Consider the following 19,034-nt stretch of genomic DNA (forward strand, 5'->3'; position numbering starts at 1 on the left):
AACAACAGCTATATATGCGGTCCTGAAATAATGATGTTTATACGCTATAATAGTCGCTTTACTATTTATTGTTGTAATAATAAGTTTAGAGGTAGAAGACAGGGATTTGCAAAAAATAATACGATGCAAAAACAGGAGTAATAAACATCTTGGAAGAACAATTGAAAAGAAGTTCCGGATTAACGGTTTTTTGCCATTAACAATAGAAGGGGAGCCCATAAGTAAAAATAAGCTTTAAATGGAGGCTTATGGCTTCAGAAATGCCTACTATTCTTAGTTGCCTGACCTTTTGCGTCTCATGACAGAGATTTTACTTCTTTTTCTAACTTAAGAAGGGGTATAATGAAACATTACAGAGATATTCTAAATTATTTTGATAAAAGAAGCACTAACGCAGCGGCTGAATCTTTCAATGCTAAAATCAAAAACTTCAGGATGCAGCTCAGAGGGGGGAAGGACAGATCGTTTTTTCTATTCAGATTAACCAAACTTTTTGCTTAGTCCCCAACTTTTGTACCTGATTCAAAAATTCGTGAACGTGTAGCCCTATATAAAAACAAAAAAACCTCTAAATAAATTAGAGGTTTTAAAGTGGTTTCTCCAGGAATCGAACCAGGGACACATGGATTTTCAATCCATTGCTCTACCAACTGAGCTAAGAAACCATTATATTTTTGTTTGACTTACTTCGTTGTTTTAAAGTGATGCAAAAGTAGTAAGTTTTAGTATACAAAGCAAGTATTCATCGTAGTTTTTTTTAATAAATTTAAAAACTTACTGATTATCAGCCGGATTATTTTCCTGTTCTTTTCTGATCTGCTCGCTCATCTCTTCCAATACCGGTTTTATCGTGTTTTCCGGAAGATCACTGATTCGGATATACATCAATCCATCAATGGCATCATTGAAGTTAGGATCAACGTTGAAAGCAATCACTTTAGCGTTTTGTTTAATATATTTTTTAATCAAAACGGGAAGTCTTAATTCAGGTTCAAGATCATCAATAATCTTATCCAGTTTATTAAGGTCAGATTCCATTTCTTCAAAGAAAATATTTTTATCCCTGTCACGAAGCTTTACCTTGTACTCATTTCTTGGAGTGATGTACTGAGCCACTGCAGAGTCAAAATAATTGGAACGCATGAACTCAATCATCAGGGATTTCGAGAACTCAGAGAACTTGTTAGAGATACTTACACCTCCCATCAGAAATTTATGGTCAGGATTTCTCAGACACACATGTACAATCCCTCTCCATAAAAGGAAGAGCGGAAGGGGCTTTTGCTGATATTCCTGGCAGATATACGCACGGCCCATCTCAATTACCTTTTTAAAGAAAGGATGAATGTCCTGCTCAAATTCGAATAAAGAACTTGTATAAAAGCCTTTAATGCCATATTTCTTCATCACCTCTCTACCCAATGCCATTCTGTAGGCACCTGCCAGTTTCTTCACTCCATTATCCCAAAGGAAAAGGTGATGGTAATGTTTATCATATTCATCAAGGTCAAACGGAAGATTGCTTCCTTCACCTACCGCGCGGAAAGTAAGCTCTCTCTGACGCCCGATTTCCCTCATTATTGAAGGTATTTCCTCATACGTGGTAAAGTAGAGTTCATAGTTCCCGTTACTGAACAGCATTTTATCGGTTCCTCTAAGTTTGTCAACATCTTTTATGATGTCCTCAACAGGAGTTTCATCAATAATATTCTGAACAATATTTTCTTCTTTCAGCAAAGGAAACTTTACAGATAAATTCTGAAGATTGATACTTTGAGCAAGAGATTTTCTTTTTTCATAGTAAGATTTCATCATATATACCTTGCGTTTCAGAAACTCTCCCAGTTCTTCAATGGTTTCCATATCATCCATTGCCTTCACACTGATTGGCCGCCCGATTCTGATCCGGATAGGTTTTTCCCTGTCGTTCATCATTTCAGCAGGAAGCATCAGGGTTTGTAAATTCGGGTGAAGTTTAGCCACCTGATAAAAAAGACGGCTGTTCTTTGCATGGAAATACATAGGAACTACCGGCACTTTAGCTATTCTGATAAGCTTAAGTGCCGTTTTTTCCCATTCTTTATCTAAAATTTCTCCATAAGGATTGTTTTTATTGGAAACTTCTCCCGCCGGAAAAATACCTACGCAGCCTCCGTTTTGTAAATGCTTGAGTGTTTCACGCATTCCGGACGAGCTGCTGTAAGCTTCTTTTCTGTTTTCAAAAGGGTTTACAGAGATTACAAACGGCTCCATAGGTTTGATCTTTTCCAAAAGGAAATTTCCCATTACCTTAAAATCCGGACGAACCTCCGATAAGATCTTGCACATCAGAATTCCGTCAATAGCACCCAGCGGGTGATTGGAAACCAGAATAAAAGGTCCCGTTTTCGGAATTTTTGCCAGATCTTCCTCAAAAGCTATGTAGCTTAGGTTTCTTTCTCTTACAAATGAGTCGAAAAAGTCTTTGCCTTCCTTATCTTTTAGTTTGTCGTATAATTTATTTACTTCGTTTATTTTAGCAATGCTCATCACAGCAGATGCTACTGGATTCTTGAGGAACCCAATTTTACTTAAGCCGGAAGCTTTGATCAGATCGTTTTTCGAAATTAAACTCATGTGTGTTTAGTCGCAATTAAATATTATTGTGTTACCATTTGAAGCGTATTATTAGAAATTTGTTCCAATAATACATTTTTTTCATGGTAAAATTTATCAATGTGATCCATCTTCGCATTTCTTACTGTGAATAAAGATACATTTTTAATTGCTTCGGTTTTAAAAATTTTTTGAAGCTCTTCGTTAAGTTCTTCAAGATGATTAAATTTATCCTCAAGGCATAAAGCCAGTGAGATTGCAGAATTCTGCATCAGGGATACTTTGATTTTATATTTGGATAAATATCCGAAAATTAAGCTCATATGATCCTCTGCAATGAAAGAGAAATCTCTTGTGGAGATTTTTAAAAGTTCCTGGTCTTCTTTTAAAATATAAGACTCTTCCTGTTGGTTTTTTTCTGAAGCACCTATTTTTGTTCCTTCCTTGGTCGGATCAATGAAAGATTTTACATAAAAAGGAATGTTTTTTTGCTGTAATGGCTGCAATGTCTTCGGGTGAATGACACTGGCACCGTAATAAGCCATCTCAATAGCTTCTTCATATGAGATATTGGAAAGAAGAGATACGTCACTGAACTTTCTGGGATCTCCGGTCATTACTCCCGGTACATCTTTCCAGATGGTCATGGCATCAGCATTTAAGCAATAAGCAAAAATAGCACCCGAATAGTCAGATCCTTCTCTTCCTAAGGTTACCGTGAAATTGTTGTCGTCAGAACCTATGAAACCCTGAGTCACATAACAGATTTCCGGATTAAGATGAGAAATGAATTCCTCAGTTCTTACCCAGTCTACAGACCCTTCTCTGTATGAGTTGTCTGTTTTTATATAATCTCTGGCATCCAGCCATTGATTGGCAAACTGTATTTCATTCAGGTACTCGCTTACGATTTTAGTAGAAATCATTTCTCCGCAGCTTACCACCTGATCATACACAAAGTTGTAGTTAGGAGATTTATTTCTTCTTAAAAAAGAATCGATATCATCGAAAAAGAGATTGATCTCAGCGAAAACTGCATGATTTCCAGGAAACAGACCTTCCGCAATCTCAATGTGTTTTCGTTTTATCTTTTCAATCTCAGTTTGATAGTTATCTTTCTGGAAATAAAGTTCTACAACTTTTTCCAACTCATTTGTCGTCTTGCCCATTGCTGAAATGACCAGCAAACATTTGGCAAATCCCTGGCTTTTTAGAACCATGGACACGTTTTTCACACTGTCGGCATCTTTTACTGATGCTCCACCAAACTTGAAAATTTTCATTAAATTGTTAAAAAATAAATTGTTAGATAAAAAATTACATGAGTTTTTTACGGACGTCAAAATTATAAATTTACAACGAGATATGAAATAGGCAGACGGTAGGATAGAATTAAGATTTCCTTAAAATGAAAAATTCATGAAATAATCTGAATTTTTCGGAGGTTTGGGATAACGATTTTGGAAAGATAATTCTCATCATCTCTATCATATTATGTTTTGTTTTTAATGTATCGTTCTGAAATACAGGTGGTAGTGGGTTTGGTAATTAAATTTCATTAATGCAATAAATTTTCCGAAATTTGGGGAAAACGTAAAAAGAAAAATATGTCAAATCAACCATTACAGACTTTAGGAGAATTTCTTATCGATAAACAGGACGATTTTCAATATTCCACAGGTGAATTCTCTCGTCTTCTGAGTGCAATAAGATTGGCTTCGAAAGTAGTAAACAGAGAAGTAAATAAAGCCGGAATTGTAGATATAACAGGAGCTGCCGGAAACCAGAATATTCAGGGTGAGGAACAGCAGAAACTTGATGTGATCGCTAATGAGATTTTTATTACGGCTTTGTCTCAAAGAGAGGTTGTTTGTGGTATTGCTTCTGAGGAAAATGATGATTTTATTGACATCAAATGCGGAGAAAATGGTCATTTAAGTAAATATGTAGTCCTTATCGATCCCTTGGATGGATCTTCCAATATTGATGTGAATGTTTCTGTAGGAACTATTTTCTCTATTTACAGAAGAGTTTCTGAACCGGGAACTCCAGTGCAGCTGGAAGACTTTTTACAGAAAGGGATCAATCAGATTGCAGCAGGATATGTAATCTATGGTTCTTCTACCATGATTGTTTATACAACAGGAAATGGTGTGAACGGGTTTACATTGGATCCGTCTCTGGGAACTTATTATCTGTCTCATCCAAACATGACCTTCCCAAGAACCGGTAAAATCTATTCTATCAATGAAGGGAATTATATTAAATTTCCTCAGGGAGTAAAAAATTACCTGAAATATTGCCAGATGGAAGAAGGTGACCGTCCTTATACTTCAAGGTACATCGGTTCCCTGGTAGCTGATTTTCATAGAAATATGCTGAAAGGAGGTATTTATATCTACCCGTCTTATTCACAGGCTCCAAACGGTAAATTAAGATTGCTGTACGAATGTAATCCAATGGCATTTCTTGCAGAACAGGCCGGAGGAAAAGCTACAGACGGATTCAGAAGAATTCTTGAAATAGAACCTACTGAGCTTCATCAGAGAATTCCTTTTTTCTGCGGAAGTGTTGAAATGGTAGAGAAAGCAGAAGAGTTTATGCGTATTGACAGCGTGAAATAAATGAAAGCAAATTATTTTAAATATTTATTACAGTTTAAACGCCCGAGTGGAACATCTCGCGGCGTTTTGCTTGATAAGGAAACCTTCATTCTGGAAGTTTCAGAAAATGGCAGAAAGGGGATAGGAGAATGTGCCGTGTTCAGAGGTCTTAGCTTCGATGACAGACCTGATTATGAAGAAAAGCTGAAATGGCTTTGTGAAAATATAGAGAAGAGCCCTCTTGATCTGAAAGAAGAACTGAAAGAATTCCCGTCTATTTGGTTTGGCTATGAACAGGCTGTTCTCAATCTGAAATATGGCCGCAATATTTATTTCCCAGGTGAATTTACTGACGGAAAATCTGCCATTACCATCAATGGACTGATATGGATGGGAGATGTAGGATATATGGAAGAACAGATTCAGGATAAACTGGATAAAGGATTCCACTGCATTAAGCTGAAAATAGGGGTCAATTGGAACTCTGAGCATATAATTCTGCAGAAATTAAGAGAAAAATTTTCCAAAGATCAATTGGAATTGCGTGTGGACGCCAATGGAGGATTCAGTAAAGAACAGGCTGTTATCGTTTTGCAGCAGCTGGCAGATCTTAATATTCATTCCATAGAGCAACCCATTAAAGCTGGGCATTGGGCTGATATGGCAGAACTGTGTGCCCATACACCTACTCCCATTGCATTGGATGAAGAGTTGATAGGGATTATTGATTCTGAAAAAAAACAAAAACTGTTAGAAGTAATAAAACCACAATATATTATCCTGAAGCCAGCTTTAGTAGGAGGGTTTTCAGGTTCTGATGAATGGATTTCCATTGCCGAAGAACAGCAAATCGGCTGGTGGATTACCTCTGCACTGGAAAGCAATATAGGATTGAATGCCATTGCTCAGTATACCTTCACGAAAAAAAATCCGATGCCTCAAGGTTTAGGCACCGGATCTTTATTTGTAAATAATTTTGAATCAGATTTAGATCTCAGAAATGAGTTGCTATGGTTCAAAATATAACGGGGAAAAGTTAATTAGCAAAATGGTGGAGGTGAATCCGGACAGGTAGTCTCGCCACAGTAATCTGGAGCCCATGATCTGCAGCACATAGCACTTGGGTTCCAGTTGTTACATCCAAGAGGAGGTCTTCCTCCTTTGATTGTCTTTAACTCTCCTCTGTTGATTTTTTTTAGATTTTTCATGATTACTATTTTAATTTGTTGGCTAGTAAATATCTAAAACTTTTTTTAATTACACAACGTTTGGTGAATTGTTTTAGTAATATTTAACAGTTTAATATGTTTAATTATGAATACGTTATCATGAGATTGTGCCTTGATACAGCTTTTGACGCTGAATATAAATAACAGGCGTTAATGAGCGATCTTAAATAATAATTTAGATTTTTAGACACGAAAAATAAATCCCCTCAAGGCTTTGCAGGAATTCAATTGTATTTTGATCGATATAATTAAAGGATGAAGTAATTTTAAGGTCGGATAGTATATTGTTTTATAAGGTTGGTATTCAGCTAAATCACATCTTTTACGAAAATTGCTTTCTTTATATAGTTTAGTATATAGGAAAACTTCTTTTTGATCTTTTCCATAATGAAAAATTATAATTCTCTGTCATATGAATTGGCAATCTCTATGCCATTGCGCAGGTCATAATTAGTTTTAACACAGAATTCATTTTATTGGTTATATTTTAAGCAAGTGTTAAGAAATAATTGTGAAAATGTTTTCGTTATCCTTTGATCTGTTGGTGATAAGGTTCCGGTCTATTCCATTTAAATTCTGAAAAATATCATTCTGAACCTGTGAACTGGAAAGGTATCCCCAATGATTTCCGACTTCATATCTGAAACTGTTCAGAATATCATCCTTCACAAACGTACAGTCGATTATTGAAACCACATCTTTATAATTACTGATGTCACTTGGTCCGTTTTTACCCAGTCTTGGAGTTAGAATGTTTTTGGTAAACTGGGAAATTCCCAAAATCACATCCTGTCTGTTTAGATAAATGGAAACTCTGCTGGCTAATAAAGGTAATTTGTTGAAAGAGTCTTCAAAATCTTCAAATACTTTATAGCTCACATCAGCATTCAACAGCAGAACCTGATCAATTACCCGTAGTATATTTTCTCTTTTAAGGCTGTATAACATACTTTGAAGAACTCTGTTTCCCAAAGAATGAGCCATAATGTGAATTCTCTGATTGCAGGGAATAAGGTTCCGGTTGGAAAAAATATCTTTTAAAAATTGGGTGTAGAAATAAAACAGCCTCAGGAGAGAAGTTCCGGAATTGATGCTTGATGCTTTATCATCAAAATACGTCAGAGGAACAATACTGCCGGAAGCAGGCCAGCTCACAAACAGAATATGCTCAACAGGCGATGCGGGGTTATCAATAAACATTTTCTTAAGGTCAAGAATAGCTTTTAATTCATCATTAAAATCATAAGCATAACCATGGATGAATATCAGTATATCACTTCTGTTTTTGTCGGAAGACCTGTTTTTGTACAATTCATAAAAAAGTTTCTGGGTTCCGCCAAGATTATTGGCCGTAAGGGAAGATTGATTAATCCCTTTTTCGTTTAGCAATACCTCAAGAACCTCTTCATATCCCTGTTTTTCGGGTTCAGAAAACAGTTGATAATTTAAAATATTCCTGTTGGTATAATCTTTTTTCTTTTTGGCCGCTGCTGTAGGTTCTTTATAGCTGTCAAAATCACATTTAGCGATCCTGAAATTGGGGATGGAGTATTCTTCATTTGAAAAAGAATCTACTCTTTCGCCTTTATGCCGGATTATTTTCCGGTTGCTTAAGATATAAACGGCCATGATTAGTTTTTTATAAAGTTAAAAAAAATATTGATTCAAAATATTTCTTTCTCATGATTTAAAATTTTAAAGCTTTAAAATATTTTATTTTCATTCAATTTTATCAGTATGATAAAAGAACTTGCGTTTTGCGGTTTCCAGCCTCACACGGATTTTAGAACGATAAGTTGCAGAAGCCTAAACCCGATAAAAAAGGGTTAAAAAGATAGAGTTTTCTGAACCCCAAATTTTCCGTAACTTTGTGCAACTTTTTTTGCTAAAAAATAAAAGCTAATTTAATGGAAGAAGAAAAAAAATCACTCAATTTTATTGAGCAAATTATAGAGGATGATTTGGCAAACGGTCTGAAAAGAGATCAGATTCGTTTCCGTTTCCCTCCTGAACCAAACGGTTACCTGCATATAGGACATACAAAAGCAATCTGCATCAATTTTGGTTTAGGTGAAAAATACAATGCACCTGTAAACCTTCGTTTCGATGATACGAACCCTGAAAAAGAAGAACAGGAATTCGTAGATTCTATCAAAAAAGACGTTGAATGGCTGGGTTTCAAATGGGATAAAGAATTGTATGCATCAGACTACTTCCAGCAGCTTTATGAGTGGGCAGTGCAATTGATCAAAGAAGGAAAGGCTTATGTAGATGAACAGCCTTCTGAAGTGATTACCGAACAGAGAAAAAATCCTACAGAACCGGGAGTGGAATCACCATACAGAAACCGTCCTGTAGAAGAATCTTTGGATCTGTTTGAAAGAATGAAAAACGGAGAGTTTGAGGAAGGTACAATGTCACTTCGTGCAAAAATCGATATGGTTTCGCCGAACATGAATATGCGTGACCCTGTGATGTACAGAATTCTGAAAAGACCTCACCACAGAACAGGTACTGCATGGAAAATCTATCCGATGTATGACTGGGCACATGGTGAATCAGATTATCTGGAACAGGTTTCCCACTCACTATGTTCATTGGAGTTTGAAAACCACAGACCTCTTTATAACTGGTATCTGGAGCAGGTATCTGATGAAACTAAAATAGCACCTAAGCAGAGAGAATTTGCAAGGATGAATGTTTCCTATATGATTACTTCCAAAAGAAAGCTGCAGAGACTGGTAGCTGAGGGAACCGTAACAGGATGGGATGATCCTAGAATGCCTACCATCTCCGGGATGAGAAGAAAAGGATTTACCCCGCTTTCCATCAGGAACTTTATTGATAAAGTAGGGGTGGCTAAAAGAGAAAACCTGATCGAAATTCAGCTGTTGGATTTCTGTGTACGTGAAGACCTGAATAAGGTAGCTAAGCGTGTAATGGCAGTAGTAGATCCGGTAAAATTAGTGATCGAAAACTATCCTGAAGATAAAGAAGAATGGTTAGACACTGAAAATAATCCGGAACAGGAGAATGCCGGAACCAGAGAGGTTCCTTTTTCAAGAGAATTGTATATTGAACGTGAGGACTTCAAAGAAGAAGCTAATAATAAATTCTTCAGACTGAAATTAGGCGGAGAAGTTCGTTTAAAATCTGCTTATATCATTAAAGCTGAAAGAGTAGAGAAGGATGAAAATGGTGAGATCACTACCATCTATGCTACTTATGATAAGAAGAGCAAGTCTGGAAGCGGAACAGAAGAAAGTTTAAGAAAAGTAAAAGGAACCCTTCACTGGGTGTCTGCAAAGCATGCGATTCCTGTAGAAGTAAGAGTCTACGATCAACTGTTTACGGTGGAGCAGCCTGATGCTGAAAAGGATGTGGATTTCCTGAACTTCATTAATCCAGAATCTGTAACTACAGTGAAAGGTTTTGCTGAACCAAGCCTGAAAGATGTAGCAATCGGAGAACCACTTCAGTTCCAGAGAATCGGATATTTTACAAAAGATAAGGATTCTACAGAATCTACTTTGGTATTCAACCGTACAGTAACTCTGAAAGATTCTTATAAACCATAAGGGGTATCAGAAATACTTAATACATACAGGCAGGACTTCATTGGAGTCCTGCTTTTTCTTTTGTTGTAAAGCGGAAGTGGATAGAGATTTTTAAACCTGCAGGTCGACAAGGTAAAATAATTTTCAGGAATAGAAGATCAATAAAAGCAGGTCTTACAAGAAAACCTGCCTGGCTATTTTTAACAGTTTAAAATCTGAAAATTTAGATTCTATTTCAGAAAATCCTTATCCTGATAAGTAGGGTTTGGGTATTTGTAAAAACCTTCGCCCGTAAGAACTCCCAGTTTCCCTTTATCAATATAATCCTCTTTTAATCTTTCAACGGCCTTGATCTTCAACGGATCCTGAGTTTCCTCTGCTTCCATTTTATTGATGTTATAAGCTGTTGTAATCCCTACAACATCCAGAATGCCAAATGGACCTACAGGTGCTCCCGTAGCTACCATCCATGTCTTATCAATCGTTTCAATGTCTGAAACTTCATCAATCCAAAGATTAACCGCAGCACCAAGTAACGGAACAAGCAGTGAATTGACAATATATCCGGGCTGTTCTTTATAGATAGGCAGTGCTACCATTCCGATTGCCTTGGCAAATTGAATGACAGAATCAAATACTTCCTGCGAAGTTCCCGGATGACGCATTACTTCTCCGGTGTTGTGTTTCCATATTTCATTGGCAAAATGCAGGGCTACAAACCTTTCCGGTCTTCCTGTAGCTTCCGCAAACTCACTTGGAAGAAGAGTGGATGAGTTGGTTGCAAATACTGTTTTTTCCGGTGCTGCCTGAGCCAGCTTATGATAGAACTCTGTTTTTATTGTGGGATCTTCCGGAACGGCTTCTATCAGAAGATCTGCATCTTTTACAGCTTCGGCGAGATCGGACGTATAACTGAGGTTTTTAAACGTTGTATCAAGCTGTTCCTGTGTAGCATTAAGATCTTGCTTATAGCTCTCACTTAGAACGCTGAATTTACTTTTAGCCTTATCCAGCACTTCGTCATTGATATCGTACACAGTCACTTTGAATCCGTGATAGGCAGTCTGGAAGGCTATCTGATATCCTAAGACACCACTTCCTGCTATCGTTATATTTTTAAAATCCATGAGATTTATTTTTATGGTGAAAATGAAAAAGTTGTTTTAAAAGCAGATGATACCATTACATCAAAATACAGTGTTAATCTGTAATCAGACCGGTAGACTTACCTTTAAAACAACCTTATTGTATGGGCTTTTATTTTAGCCTTTTACTCCTTTGATCCAGTCCTGGAATCTACCTACCTGTTCCATTAAGAAAGATTCATGTTCTTCTTTTTCTTCCGGGCGGTTAACAAGGATATGTTCAAAATAGGTTCCTTTTAATACTTTTCTTAAAATACCTTCTCCTAAGAATGGCTTATAGTCATTAAGGGCCTGAGTGGCTTTTAATAAATGTCTGATATCATACTGAAGCGGGTTAATATCAGGAACCTGCTTGTTAAGGTTAAGAAGATTGTAAACTGCTATTCTCGCGGTTCTCACAGAACTTTCCATAGTGAAGACAACATCATTGTTGGTTTCCACAAACTGTCCTACAAGACCTAAATTGTTACATCCTTCAGGAACCACTCTCGGACGGTCTCCCTTAGCTCTGGGCATAAACATGGAGGTGATATAAGGCATGAACGCTGTACGTACTATTGTATTTTCTATGACATTATCCAGTTGTTCTGCGATACCCAGGTGGTGGCAAAGTTCTGCAAGGATTTCGTTTCCTGTACATTGAGGCATTGTTTTTTTGATATAGTTCCCTTCTTTATCCATTAGTAAGGCGTATACCCAAACTACAAGGATGTCATCCGGCTGGGTAGGGAAGTGCGGCTGTCTGTTGCAGGTAAAACTCATGACCCAATTGGAGTCTGTAATGGTAATAATTCCTCCTGTAGCTGTTTTTCCGGAATAAGGATCATTTACACACAGTTCTTTTAATTTCTCAGTAAAAGCAGAAGGACGGCAGGTTAATGTGGCTGATTCCCATGAAGATTTTTCAATGTGGCTACAGAATTTTTCAGGTTTCCCGAATACTTCAGATTTTGCAGCAAGGTTTTTCCACAATTTCCATCCGGCACTTTGTCCTGCACTGCTGTTGTCTATCGTTACTTCAGGAGCCGTATTATTATCTCCATAGAAGGTACTTTCTGTCATTGATCCGGTGGTCACGATTACGTAATCATCTTTACCGATTGGTATTTTAACTTCTTTTCCATCTTGTACAGCAATAATTCCTTCTACTGTTTTTCCTTCGGTATTGATATGGATGTCAAGATCTCTTACCAGAGTATTGAACTGGATCTGTACTCCTTTTTCTATTAAGAAATTCTTTAATGGAGTTACATAGGTGTCATACTGGTTATATTTAGGAAAGACAAGGCATGAGAAATCTTTCATTCCATCGATGGCGTGAAGGAATCTGTGCATATACAGTTTCAGTTCCAGTAAGCTGTGCCAGTTTTCGAAGGCGAACATAGAGCGCCAGAAGAACCAAAAATTACTGTTTAGAAATGATTCTGCAAAATAATCTTCAATCGTAAGATCATCAAGCTCTTCTTTTTTCTTTAATAAAAGTTTGACAATAGCCAGCTGATCTTTCTTTTCAAGCCCAAATTTGCTGAAATCTTTGATCTCTCCCTGGTTATGAATAAGTCTCGCTTTGGAATAGTTGGGGTCATTGTCATTGATAAGGCGGTATTCGTCCAATACACTATAGGGAGCCGGCAGTTCCAGAGCTGGAATATCCTGGAACATATCCCATAAATTTTCATAGGTCATGTCCATTTCCCTTCCTCCACGGATGATATAGCCGTCTTTTGCATTACCTGCTCCGTCAAGAGATCCTCCTTCAACATTCAGCTGGTCCAAGAAAATAATATTTTTGCCGGGAACATGGCCGTCACGGATGAAATAATAAGCAGCGGACATTCCCGCAATACCGCTTCCTACAATATAGATTTTACTGTTTTCGTAAGATTTCAAAGGAATTCCTTTGTTACGTTGATAGTTTCCGATCTGGTCGGAGAAAGGCATCGTTTTTTCAGGAGTGTTAATCTGAACTTCTTTACTTGAATCCGGTTCGTGGTTTACTTTTCCAAACTGGTCAGAGGTATTTAAAACTTTGTCGAATTTTGAATTGATCGTACTCATTTTTTATTGTTTTTAATTAACATGATAAAGGTACCTCTATTCACAAAGCAATATATATCCCCAATGTCGGAATTACTGTCCCCAAATTCTTACGACTGTATATTTTCTTTTATTCTGTACTCCGAAGGGGAAAGAGAAGTATGTTTTTTGAAGAAGCGCCCAAAGGCTGATGCAGAATTGAACTGAAGCTGAAAAGCAACTTCTGATATAGTGATATTCGGATTGCCAAGCATCATAAAGGCTTCTTTTAGTAAAGTATCATCTATTACTTCATGAGGTGTTTTCCCACAGGCTTTTTTAATGATATTGATGAGGTATTTATTGGATATGCATAGCTGATCAGCATAAAACTGAACCGTTCTCTGCCCTCTGATATTCTCCCGGATCAGTTTACTGAATTTCAGATAAAGATCTTTCTTTCCTTCCTCTTTTTCAGGGCTTGTTCCATTTTCTTTTTCTACGATCTCTGCTGTTTCGAGCAGAAGATTAAAAATAATGGTCCGGATGATTTCTTCTGTAAACTTTCCCTGCTTCCTGGATTTCCTTTTAAGATAATCCAGCAGATTCTGTAATAACGCAGAATTTTTTGCAGTAGTTTTCACAATGCTGTAAGAGCCTTTAGAGAAGAGGTTCATTTTCTCAATGATAAAAGGATTCGAAATATTTTTGATCAGGAAATTTTTATCAAAGAATAAGAGTTTCATCATAAAGTCTCCGCTGGTTTTCAAGAATTTTACGATGGTAGACGGTGCAGCCATAAGAAAGCTGTCGGCCCCTACTTTATATTTCTGACGGTCTATTTCAATATTGATCTCTCCCGCGGTACAGATACAGAGGGCATAATAATCCATTCTGAAAGGGGACTCAGGAAAATTGAAAATGGGCTTTCCGGAAGATATATAATAGGACTGGCGGCAGTCAATACTGTAAAAGGATAGCGTATCATGTAAATTTTCGTAGGTTACCATTCTTGAGTATTGGTTAAATATTTATTGTGTTTTTAAGAGTTTTAAGTTTAAAAACCCTGTTGTTACCGCAATTTACGATTTTTATAAAAGTCTCTAGTCTTTAATATATTAAAAAAAGCTTTTTTTTCAGGATACAGATGATAGTCTGTTTTTATGAATGTTATTAATAAATAAGTACGATAAACAAAGGGTTTTGGGTTATTTTTCTCTAATTTTGCATTTTCAAATTCCTCCCCCAAAAATAATATTGTGAAATTAATTAACGTATATACGAGTTCTTTCAAAGGACTTTCGCAGGAGAGTTGGATGCTGGCGTTGGTAATGCTCATCAACAGGGCCGGTTCTATGGTACTTCCTTTTTTGGGAGTTTATATGACCAATCATTTGCATTTCAGTATTGAAAACTCAGGTATTGTGCTTAGCTTCTTTGGTATAGGCTCGGTTATCGGTTCATGGCTGGGAGGGATGATTACTGATAAAATAGGTGAATACTGGGTACAGAGCCTGAGTCTGCTTCTGAGTGTGCCTCTATTTTGTCTGATTCCGTTTTTTACAACAGAAGCAGGATTGGCAGGGATTATCCTGGCACAGAGTATTGTAAGTGAAACTTTCCGGCCTGCTAACTCAGTAGCCATCACAAAATATGCAAAACCTGAAAACATTACCAGAGCGTTCTCGCTGAACCGGATGGCTGTAAACCTGGGATTTTCTATAGGACCTGCATTAGGGGGGATTTTATCTGCTATTTCCTATGAATTTCTGTTTTACAGTAATGCACTGGCTGCTTTGCTGGCAGGATTGATGTATATATGGTTCTTCAGAGCCCGTACAAGATTGGCCAAGCAACAGGCAAAAAATGTAAAAGAAGCAATAGCTGTCAAAAAAGAAAGCTCTCCTTACCGGGATCATAAGTTTTTGATTTATTGTGTGTTCTGTATGCTGTTTTCAATATGTTTTTTCCAGCTCTTCAGTACCCTGACGATTTTTTATAAAGATACGGCACATCTCAGCCAGCAGAATATCGGCTATATCCTGGGATATAGTGGTTTTCTGATTGTATTGCTTGAAATGGGGCTGGTGCAGCTGGCAGAAAAGTATTTTACATTAGCTTTCACCATGTTGATAGGGACCTTTCTATGTGGTGTTTCCTATGCTATGCTTGCTTTGGACTATAGTATGGTGGTATTACTGGTTTCTATGACGCTTCTTTGTATAGGAGAGATCTGGACGCTGCCTTTTATGTCAACAATTACAGCACTGCGCTCGGGAGAAAATAACAAAGGAGCCTATATGGGGCTGAATGGAATGTCCTTTTCAATAGCGTTTATTATTACCCCTTATATAGGAACTATGATTGCTGATAAGCTTGGTTTTAATGTTCTGTGGATTGGGACAGGAGTATTAGCGATAGGTATTGCTATAGGTTTTTACTTTATCATCCCGTGGATGCTGAAGGATAAGAATAAGATGGATGGAAAGCTTCCTTTGGAAATCGATTAATCTTTAAACAATACATTATACATAATCCCGGCCGAAAAAATTTCGGCCGGGATTATTATTTGAAAATATACTTTTAAATTTTTTAAGACCTGTCTGTAGAATACCTTTTAATAATATGACCAATAATTATATTGGCATGGATTCTCGAGTTTTCAATGAACCATAGATGAGTATCTTTTCCTCCACATACAACACCGGCAAGATAAAGATCAGGAACATTGGTTTCCATCGTTTCAGGATTGTAAAACGGATTGAGGCAGTCTCCATTCAGTTCGATTCCTGAATTTTTCAGAAAATCAAAATCAGGTAGGTAGCCTGTCATGGCTAAAACAAAATCATTTTCAATCTCATGAACCTGGTCATCATTTGTTTTAAAGATAACAGAATTTTCCCTGATCTCATTAAGTTCTGCATTAAAATGAGCAGTAATGCTGCCTTCTGCAATTCTGTTTTCGATGTCCGGTTTTACCCAGTATTTTACACTTTTTGAAATCTCAGGATGGCGGATAATCATCGTAACTTCGGCTCCTTTTCTATAGGTTTCGAGGGCTGCATCTACTGCGGAATTACTTGATCCTACTACAACTATTTTCTGACGGGCATAGGGATAGGGTTCTGTATAGTAATGTTTAACTTTCGGAAGATCTTCTCCCGGAATATTCATAAGGTTTGGAATATCGTAGAATCCGGTGGCAATGACTACATTTTTAGCATGATATCTCCCTTTTGTTGTTTCAATTTCAAATATTCCTTCTTTTTTTGAAACCTTTACAACTCTTTCATACAGATGGATAGTGAGTTCTTTTTGTCTGGCAATTCCCTGATAATACTCCAACGCATCCTGCCTTCCCGGTTTTGGGGCTGTAGAAATAAAAGGAGTACCGTCAATTTCCAGTTTTTCAGCGGTCGAAAAGAACCGCATATATAAAGGATAATTGTACAGTGAATTGACAATGGTCCCTTTTTCTATAATTACATATTTAAGGTTGTTTTTCTGAGCTTCAATGGCACAGTTTAAACCGATAGGGCCGGCTCCTATAATAAGAATGTCCAAAATTTCCATAGAACAAAGGTACGATGTATATGATGAATAATTGAAAATGGATAATTGAATAATTGAAAAAAGGCAATTCAGAAATTAAATTACAATTTGTTTTTTTACTCCAATTCAGTATTCTGAAATGCCTCATTCATTCTTATGGCATTGCTTTTGGTATTTTTTATCTATTACAAAATTGAAAATATGAAAAAACTGATGATTTCGCTGTTTGTTCTGAGCCTTGCCGTAGCCTGTAAGAAAGAAGCTGGAAAACCTGTTCCGAATGTTATAGATTCAATGGCACAGGCTAAATCTGACAATGCAGCAAATACGGTTAAGAATAAAGCTGAGAAGGAAGCTGCTTTAAAACAGGCAAATGATGAAATTCTTAAAGCTTTAAAGAATAAAGATTATAAAACTTTTGCCTCATTCATCCATCCTGAAAAGGGAATCCGCTTTTCAATGTATGCTTTTGTGAATTTAAAAGAAGATAAACACTTTTCTAAGGCTGATTTTGAAAAGTATCAGCCATCTAAAACACTTTTTACCTGGGGAGCTCATGACGGATCGGGAGATCCCTATAAAGCAACAGTTAACGACTATCTTAGCAAATGGGTGTTTTCAAAAGACTTTACTACATCACAATATTCATTGAATAAATTTCTGGGGGGAGGTAATTCCCTGAATAATTTAAAAGAAATTTATCCGAAAGATGATTTTACAGAGAATTTTATCAAAGGAGCTGAAAAGTCAAGTGAAATGGACTGGAAAACAGTTCGGTTTGTATTTGAAGAGTTTGAAGGAAAATACTATCTGATTGCTGTCGTGAATGACCAGTGGACGATTTAATGAATGTAGAATTGTGCGTTGAAAATTGAAAATCAGAAGTTACAATTTAGAAGCGGGAGGGTAGAGTTTTTTTACCTTGTGAAGATGAGCGTTTGCTTTATTGAAACAGACATATTGCTATCCTCCGGCTTCCTTTTTTTATAAAATTTCAGTGAGTTGTTTAGTAAGATTTCTTCTTGAAAACTGCTCGATATGCTGGGTATTCTTATGAAGTTCTCCGCTTTTCCATAGTTCAAATTTTTCAAGAATAAATGTTTTAACGGTTTCAGTATCATGATAACTGAAATGTTTCCCAGCCTGAGTTTCTTCTAAAATCTTTGCAACATCTGCTTTTTCCGGACCAAATGACAAAATCTGCTTTCCTGAAGCGAGATATTCAAATATTTTTCCGGGGATAATTCCTCTGGAAGACTCATTTGGAAAATTGGTGATAAGAAGCATTTCTGAGTTTTCCATTTCTTCAACAGCTTTGCCGTGAGAAAGATATCCCAGATTCAGAATGTGGTTTTTAAGATTTGAATTTTCAATAGAACTTAATATCTTGTCATCAATTCTTCCTGCAAATTTGAGTTTGAAGTATTCTGCAAATTCTGAATTTTCTTTTACCAGTTCATTAAGCGCTTTCCAAAGATTTTCAGGATTTCTAAGCTGCTCCAAAACTCCGATATAGCTCAAAATAAAAGCTCCGTTTGGATTACTTTCCGAATGAGCAGAGAGAATTGTCTGATCTTTTACTTTTTCAGCAGAATCACTTTCATCAAATCCATTGGTAATACAGAATGCATTGGCGCCTGCCTTTCTGAAATTCTCAGCATCAGTATAGCTTGTCGCCAGAGTAATATCTGCATTTTTAAAAACTGCACTTTCAAGCTGCCTGTGTTTTTTATCAGAACTTTTAGTCAGCTTTAAATGTTTATAGTAAGAAATTTCTGTCCAGGGATCACGGAAATCGGCAATCCATTTCAGGTTTGGCAATTGATCTTTAAGCCCTAAACCAATCAGGTGAAGAGAGTGGGGCGGACCGGAAGTAACGATGGTGTCTATTTTATTTTCTTTCAGGTATTTTTCCAAAAACTGAATGGAAGGTTTTACCCAAAAGACTCTGGCGTCAGGAATGAAAAAATTTCCTCTTACCCAGATTGATAGTTTGGATTTCCAGCTTTGATTTTTACCTACATCAAACTGTCCGGCCTTAAATTTCTTATTGCTCTTATTCAGTTTTTCTGCCAGCTGGTAAGGTTCCCAGATCTTGGTTCTTACCATTTCAATATTTTCCGGAACCTCTTTCATAAGTGTTTCATCCAGTAAAGGATAGCTCGGGTTTTCCGGTGTATAAATGATGGGTTTCCAACCGAAATCAGGCAGATATTTGGCAAACTTCAGCCATCTTTGAACACCAGGGCCTCCCGCAGGAGGCCAGTAATAGGTGATAATCAGTATTTTTTTCTGTTCCATTTTGTGCTATTGATTACGCTTTTGGTTCAGTTAAAG

Annotated in this window: 14 protein-coding genes, 1 tRNA gene and 1 pseudogene; 6 read left to right on the plus strand and 10 right to left on the minus strand. The window is 36.9% G+C overall.

Going from position 1 to position 19,034, the window contains the following annotated elements; translation table 11 throughout:
• Positions 1 to 318: 318 nt before the first annotated feature.
• Positions 319 to 501 (plus strand): annotated as a pseudogene (locus AC27VX_RS15430) (transposase); the annotation flags it as partial.
• 91 nt (positions 502 to 592) lie between these two features.
• Here AC27VX_RS15430 and AC27VX_RS15435 read toward each other — a convergent pair.
• The 3 genes from AC27VX_RS15435 to AC27VX_RS15445 form a co-directional block, all read right to left on the minus strand.
• Positions 593 to 665 (minus strand) — tRNA-Phe (locus tag AC27VX_RS15435).
• Between the two features lie 109 nt (positions 666 to 774).
• On the minus strand, positions 775 to 2,616 hold the full coding sequence (locus tag AC27VX_RS15440) for a bifunctional lysophospholipid acyltransferase family protein/GNAT family N-acetyltransferase (RefSeq protein ID WP_236855547.1): 1,842 nt from the start codon (positions 2,614 to 2,616) through the stop codon (positions 775 to 777).
• A gap of 23 nt (positions 2,617 to 2,639) precedes the next feature.
• Positions 2,640 to 3,878 (minus strand): aspartate kinase, encoded by a 1,239-nt coding sequence (locus AC27VX_RS15445; RefSeq protein ID WP_300691046.1) that lies wholly within the window; start codon positions 3,876 to 3,878, stop codon positions 2,640 to 2,642.
• 324 nt (positions 3,879 to 4,202) lie between these two features.
• Between AC27VX_RS15445 and fbp the strand changes: the two genes are divergently transcribed.
• Together fbp and AC27VX_RS15455 are read left to right on the plus strand one after the other, a co-directional pair.
• Positions 4,203 to 5,219 carry a class 1 fructose-bisphosphatase gene (gene fbp, locus AC27VX_RS15450; RefSeq protein WP_236855545.1) on the plus strand — a complete coding sequence of 339 codons (1,017 nt, stop codon included), beginning with the start codon at positions 4,203 to 4,205 and terminating at the stop codon, positions 5,217 to 5,219.
• Positions 5,220 to 6,224, plus strand: a complete 1,005-nt coding sequence (locus tag AC27VX_RS15455; protein WP_488696510.1) for an o-succinylbenzoate synthase — start codon at positions 5,220 to 5,222, stop codon at positions 6,222 to 6,224.
• 14 nt (positions 6,225 to 6,238) lie between these two features.
• Here AC27VX_RS15455 and AC27VX_RS15460 read toward each other — a convergent pair whose 3' ends face one another.
• The gene (locus AC27VX_RS15460; RefSeq protein ID WP_236855543.1) at positions 6,239 to 6,406 is read right to left on the minus strand and encodes a bacteriocin-like protein; all 168 of its coding nucleotides are present in this window, start codon (positions 6,404 to 6,406) and stop codon (positions 6,239 to 6,241) included.
• Positions 6,407 to 6,925: 519 nt separating this feature from the next.
• Positions 6,926 to 8,056 carry an alpha/beta hydrolase gene (locus tag AC27VX_RS15465; protein WP_488696512.1) on the minus strand — a complete coding sequence of 377 codons (1,131 nt, stop codon included), beginning with the start codon at positions 8,054 to 8,056 and terminating at the stop codon, positions 6,926 to 6,928.
• A 278-nt stretch (positions 8,057 to 8,334) separates the two neighbouring features.
• On the opposite strand from AC27VX_RS15465, the gene AC27VX_RS15470 reads away from it, so the two are divergent.
• Entirely contained in the window at positions 8,335 to 10,005 is a 1,671-nt protein-coding gene (locus AC27VX_RS15470; protein ID WP_488696514.1) for a glutamine--tRNA ligase/YqeY domain fusion protein, read from the plus strand.
• A 209-nt stretch (positions 10,006 to 10,214) separates the two neighbouring features.
• Here AC27VX_RS15470 and AC27VX_RS15475 read toward each other — a convergent pair whose 3' ends face one another.
• The 3 genes from AC27VX_RS15475 to AC27VX_RS15485 all read right to left on the minus strand — a co-directional run bounded on the left by AC27VX_RS15475 (position 10,215) and on the right by AC27VX_RS15485 (position 14,155).
• The gene (locus AC27VX_RS15475) at positions 10,215 to 11,111 is read right to left on the minus strand and encodes a 3-hydroxyacyl-CoA dehydrogenase (RefSeq protein WP_488696516.1); all 897 of its coding nucleotides are present in this window, start codon (positions 11,109 to 11,111) and stop codon (positions 10,215 to 10,217) included.
• A gap of 135 nt (positions 11,112 to 11,246) precedes the next feature.
• A complete protein-coding gene (locus tag AC27VX_RS15480; RefSeq protein WP_488696518.1) occupies positions 11,247 to 13,187 on the minus strand; it encodes an oleate hydratase in 1,941 nt (646 codons plus the stop codon).
• Positions 13,188 to 13,276: 89 nt separating this feature from the next.
• Positions 13,277 to 14,155 carry a helix-turn-helix domain-containing protein gene (locus AC27VX_RS15485; RefSeq protein WP_488696520.1) on the minus strand — a complete coding sequence of 293 codons (879 nt, stop codon included), beginning with the start codon at positions 14,153 to 14,155 and terminating at the stop codon, positions 13,277 to 13,279.
• A gap of 306 nt (positions 14,156 to 14,461) precedes the next feature.
• On the opposite strand from AC27VX_RS15485, the gene AC27VX_RS15490 reads away from it, so the two are divergent.
• Entirely contained in the window at positions 14,462 to 15,655 is a 1,194-nt protein-coding gene (locus tag AC27VX_RS15490; RefSeq protein WP_300691049.1) for an MFS transporter, read from the plus strand.
• A gap of 82 nt (positions 15,656 to 15,737) precedes the next feature.
• Here the strand turns inward: AC27VX_RS15490 and AC27VX_RS15495 are convergent, their stop codons facing one another.
• Positions 15,738 to 16,718 (minus strand): YpdA family putative bacillithiol disulfide reductase, encoded by a 981-nt coding sequence (locus AC27VX_RS15495; RefSeq protein WP_488696523.1) that lies wholly within the window; start codon positions 16,716 to 16,718, stop codon positions 15,738 to 15,740.
• Positions 16,719 to 16,898: 180 nt separating this feature from the next.
• Between AC27VX_RS15495 and AC27VX_RS15500 the strand changes: the two genes are divergently transcribed.
• On the plus strand, positions 16,899 to 17,543 hold the full coding sequence (locus AC27VX_RS15500; RefSeq protein WP_236855536.1) for a hypothetical protein: 645 nt from the start codon (positions 16,899 to 16,901) through the stop codon (positions 17,541 to 17,543).
• 138 nt (positions 17,544 to 17,681) lie between these two features.
• On the opposite strand, the gene AC27VX_RS15505 is transcribed toward AC27VX_RS15500, so the two are convergent.
• Positions 17,682 to 18,998 (minus strand): glycosyltransferase family protein, encoded by a 1,317-nt coding sequence (locus AC27VX_RS15505; protein ID WP_488696525.1) that lies wholly within the window; start codon positions 18,996 to 18,998, stop codon positions 17,682 to 17,684.
• Positions 18,999 to 19,034 lie beyond the last annotated feature (36 nt).

This window comes from Chryseobacterium sp. 14P4.3.2 (assembly GCF_057799275.1).

Bases quoted from the DNA above. Each gene is read 5' to 3' on its own strand.
- AC27VX_RS15480 (WP_488696518.1), bottom strand. From the start codon at position 13,187: ATGAGTACGATCAATTCAAAATTCGACAAAGTTTTAAATACCTCTGAC.
- AC27VX_RS15475 (WP_488696516.1), bottom strand. From the start codon at position 11,111: ATGGATTTTAAAAATATAACGATAGCAGGAAGTGGTGTCTTAGGATAT.
- AC27VX_RS15455 (WP_488696510.1), top strand. From the start codon at position 5,220: ATGAAAGCAAATTATTTTAAATATTTATTACAGTTTAAACGCCCGAGT.
- AC27VX_RS15460 (WP_236855543.1), bottom strand. From the start codon at position 6,406: ATGAAAAATCTAAAAAAAATCAACAGAGGAGAGTTAAAGACAATCAAA.
- AC27VX_RS15485 (WP_488696520.1), bottom strand. From the start codon at position 14,155: ATGGTAACCTACGAAAATTTACATGATACGCTATCCTTTTACAGTATT.
- fbp (WP_236855545.1), top strand. From the start codon at position 4,203: ATGTCAAATCAACCATTACAGACTTTAGGAGAATTTCTTATCGATAAA.
- AC27VX_RS15500 (WP_236855536.1), top strand. From the start codon at position 16,899: ATGAAAAAACTGATGATTTCGCTGTTTGTTCTGAGCCTTGCCGTAGCC.
- AC27VX_RS15495 (WP_488696523.1), bottom strand. From the start codon at position 16,718: ATGGAAATTTTGGACATTCTTATTATAGGAGCCGGCCCTATCGGTTTA.
- AC27VX_RS15445 (WP_300691046.1), bottom strand. From the start codon at position 3,878: ATGAAAATTTTCAAGTTTGGTGGAGCATCAGTAAAAGATGCCGACAGT.
- AC27VX_RS15440 (WP_236855547.1), bottom strand. From the start codon at position 2,616: ATGAGTTTAATTTCGAAAAACGATCTGATCAAAGCTTCCGGCTTAAGT.
- AC27VX_RS15465 (WP_488696512.1), bottom strand. From the start codon at position 8,056: ATGGCCGTTTATATCTTAAGCAACCGGAAAATAATCCGGCATAAAGGC.
- AC27VX_RS15470 (WP_488696514.1), top strand. From the start codon at position 8,335: ATGGAAGAAGAAAAAAAATCACTCAATTTTATTGAGCAAATTATAGAG.
- AC27VX_RS15490 (WP_300691049.1), top strand. From the start codon at position 14,462: ATGCTGGCGTTGGTAATGCTCATCAACAGGGCCGGTTCTATGGTACTT.
- AC27VX_RS15505 (WP_488696525.1), bottom strand. From the start codon at position 18,998: ATGGAACAGAAAAAAATACTGATTATCACCTATTACTGGCCTCCTGCG.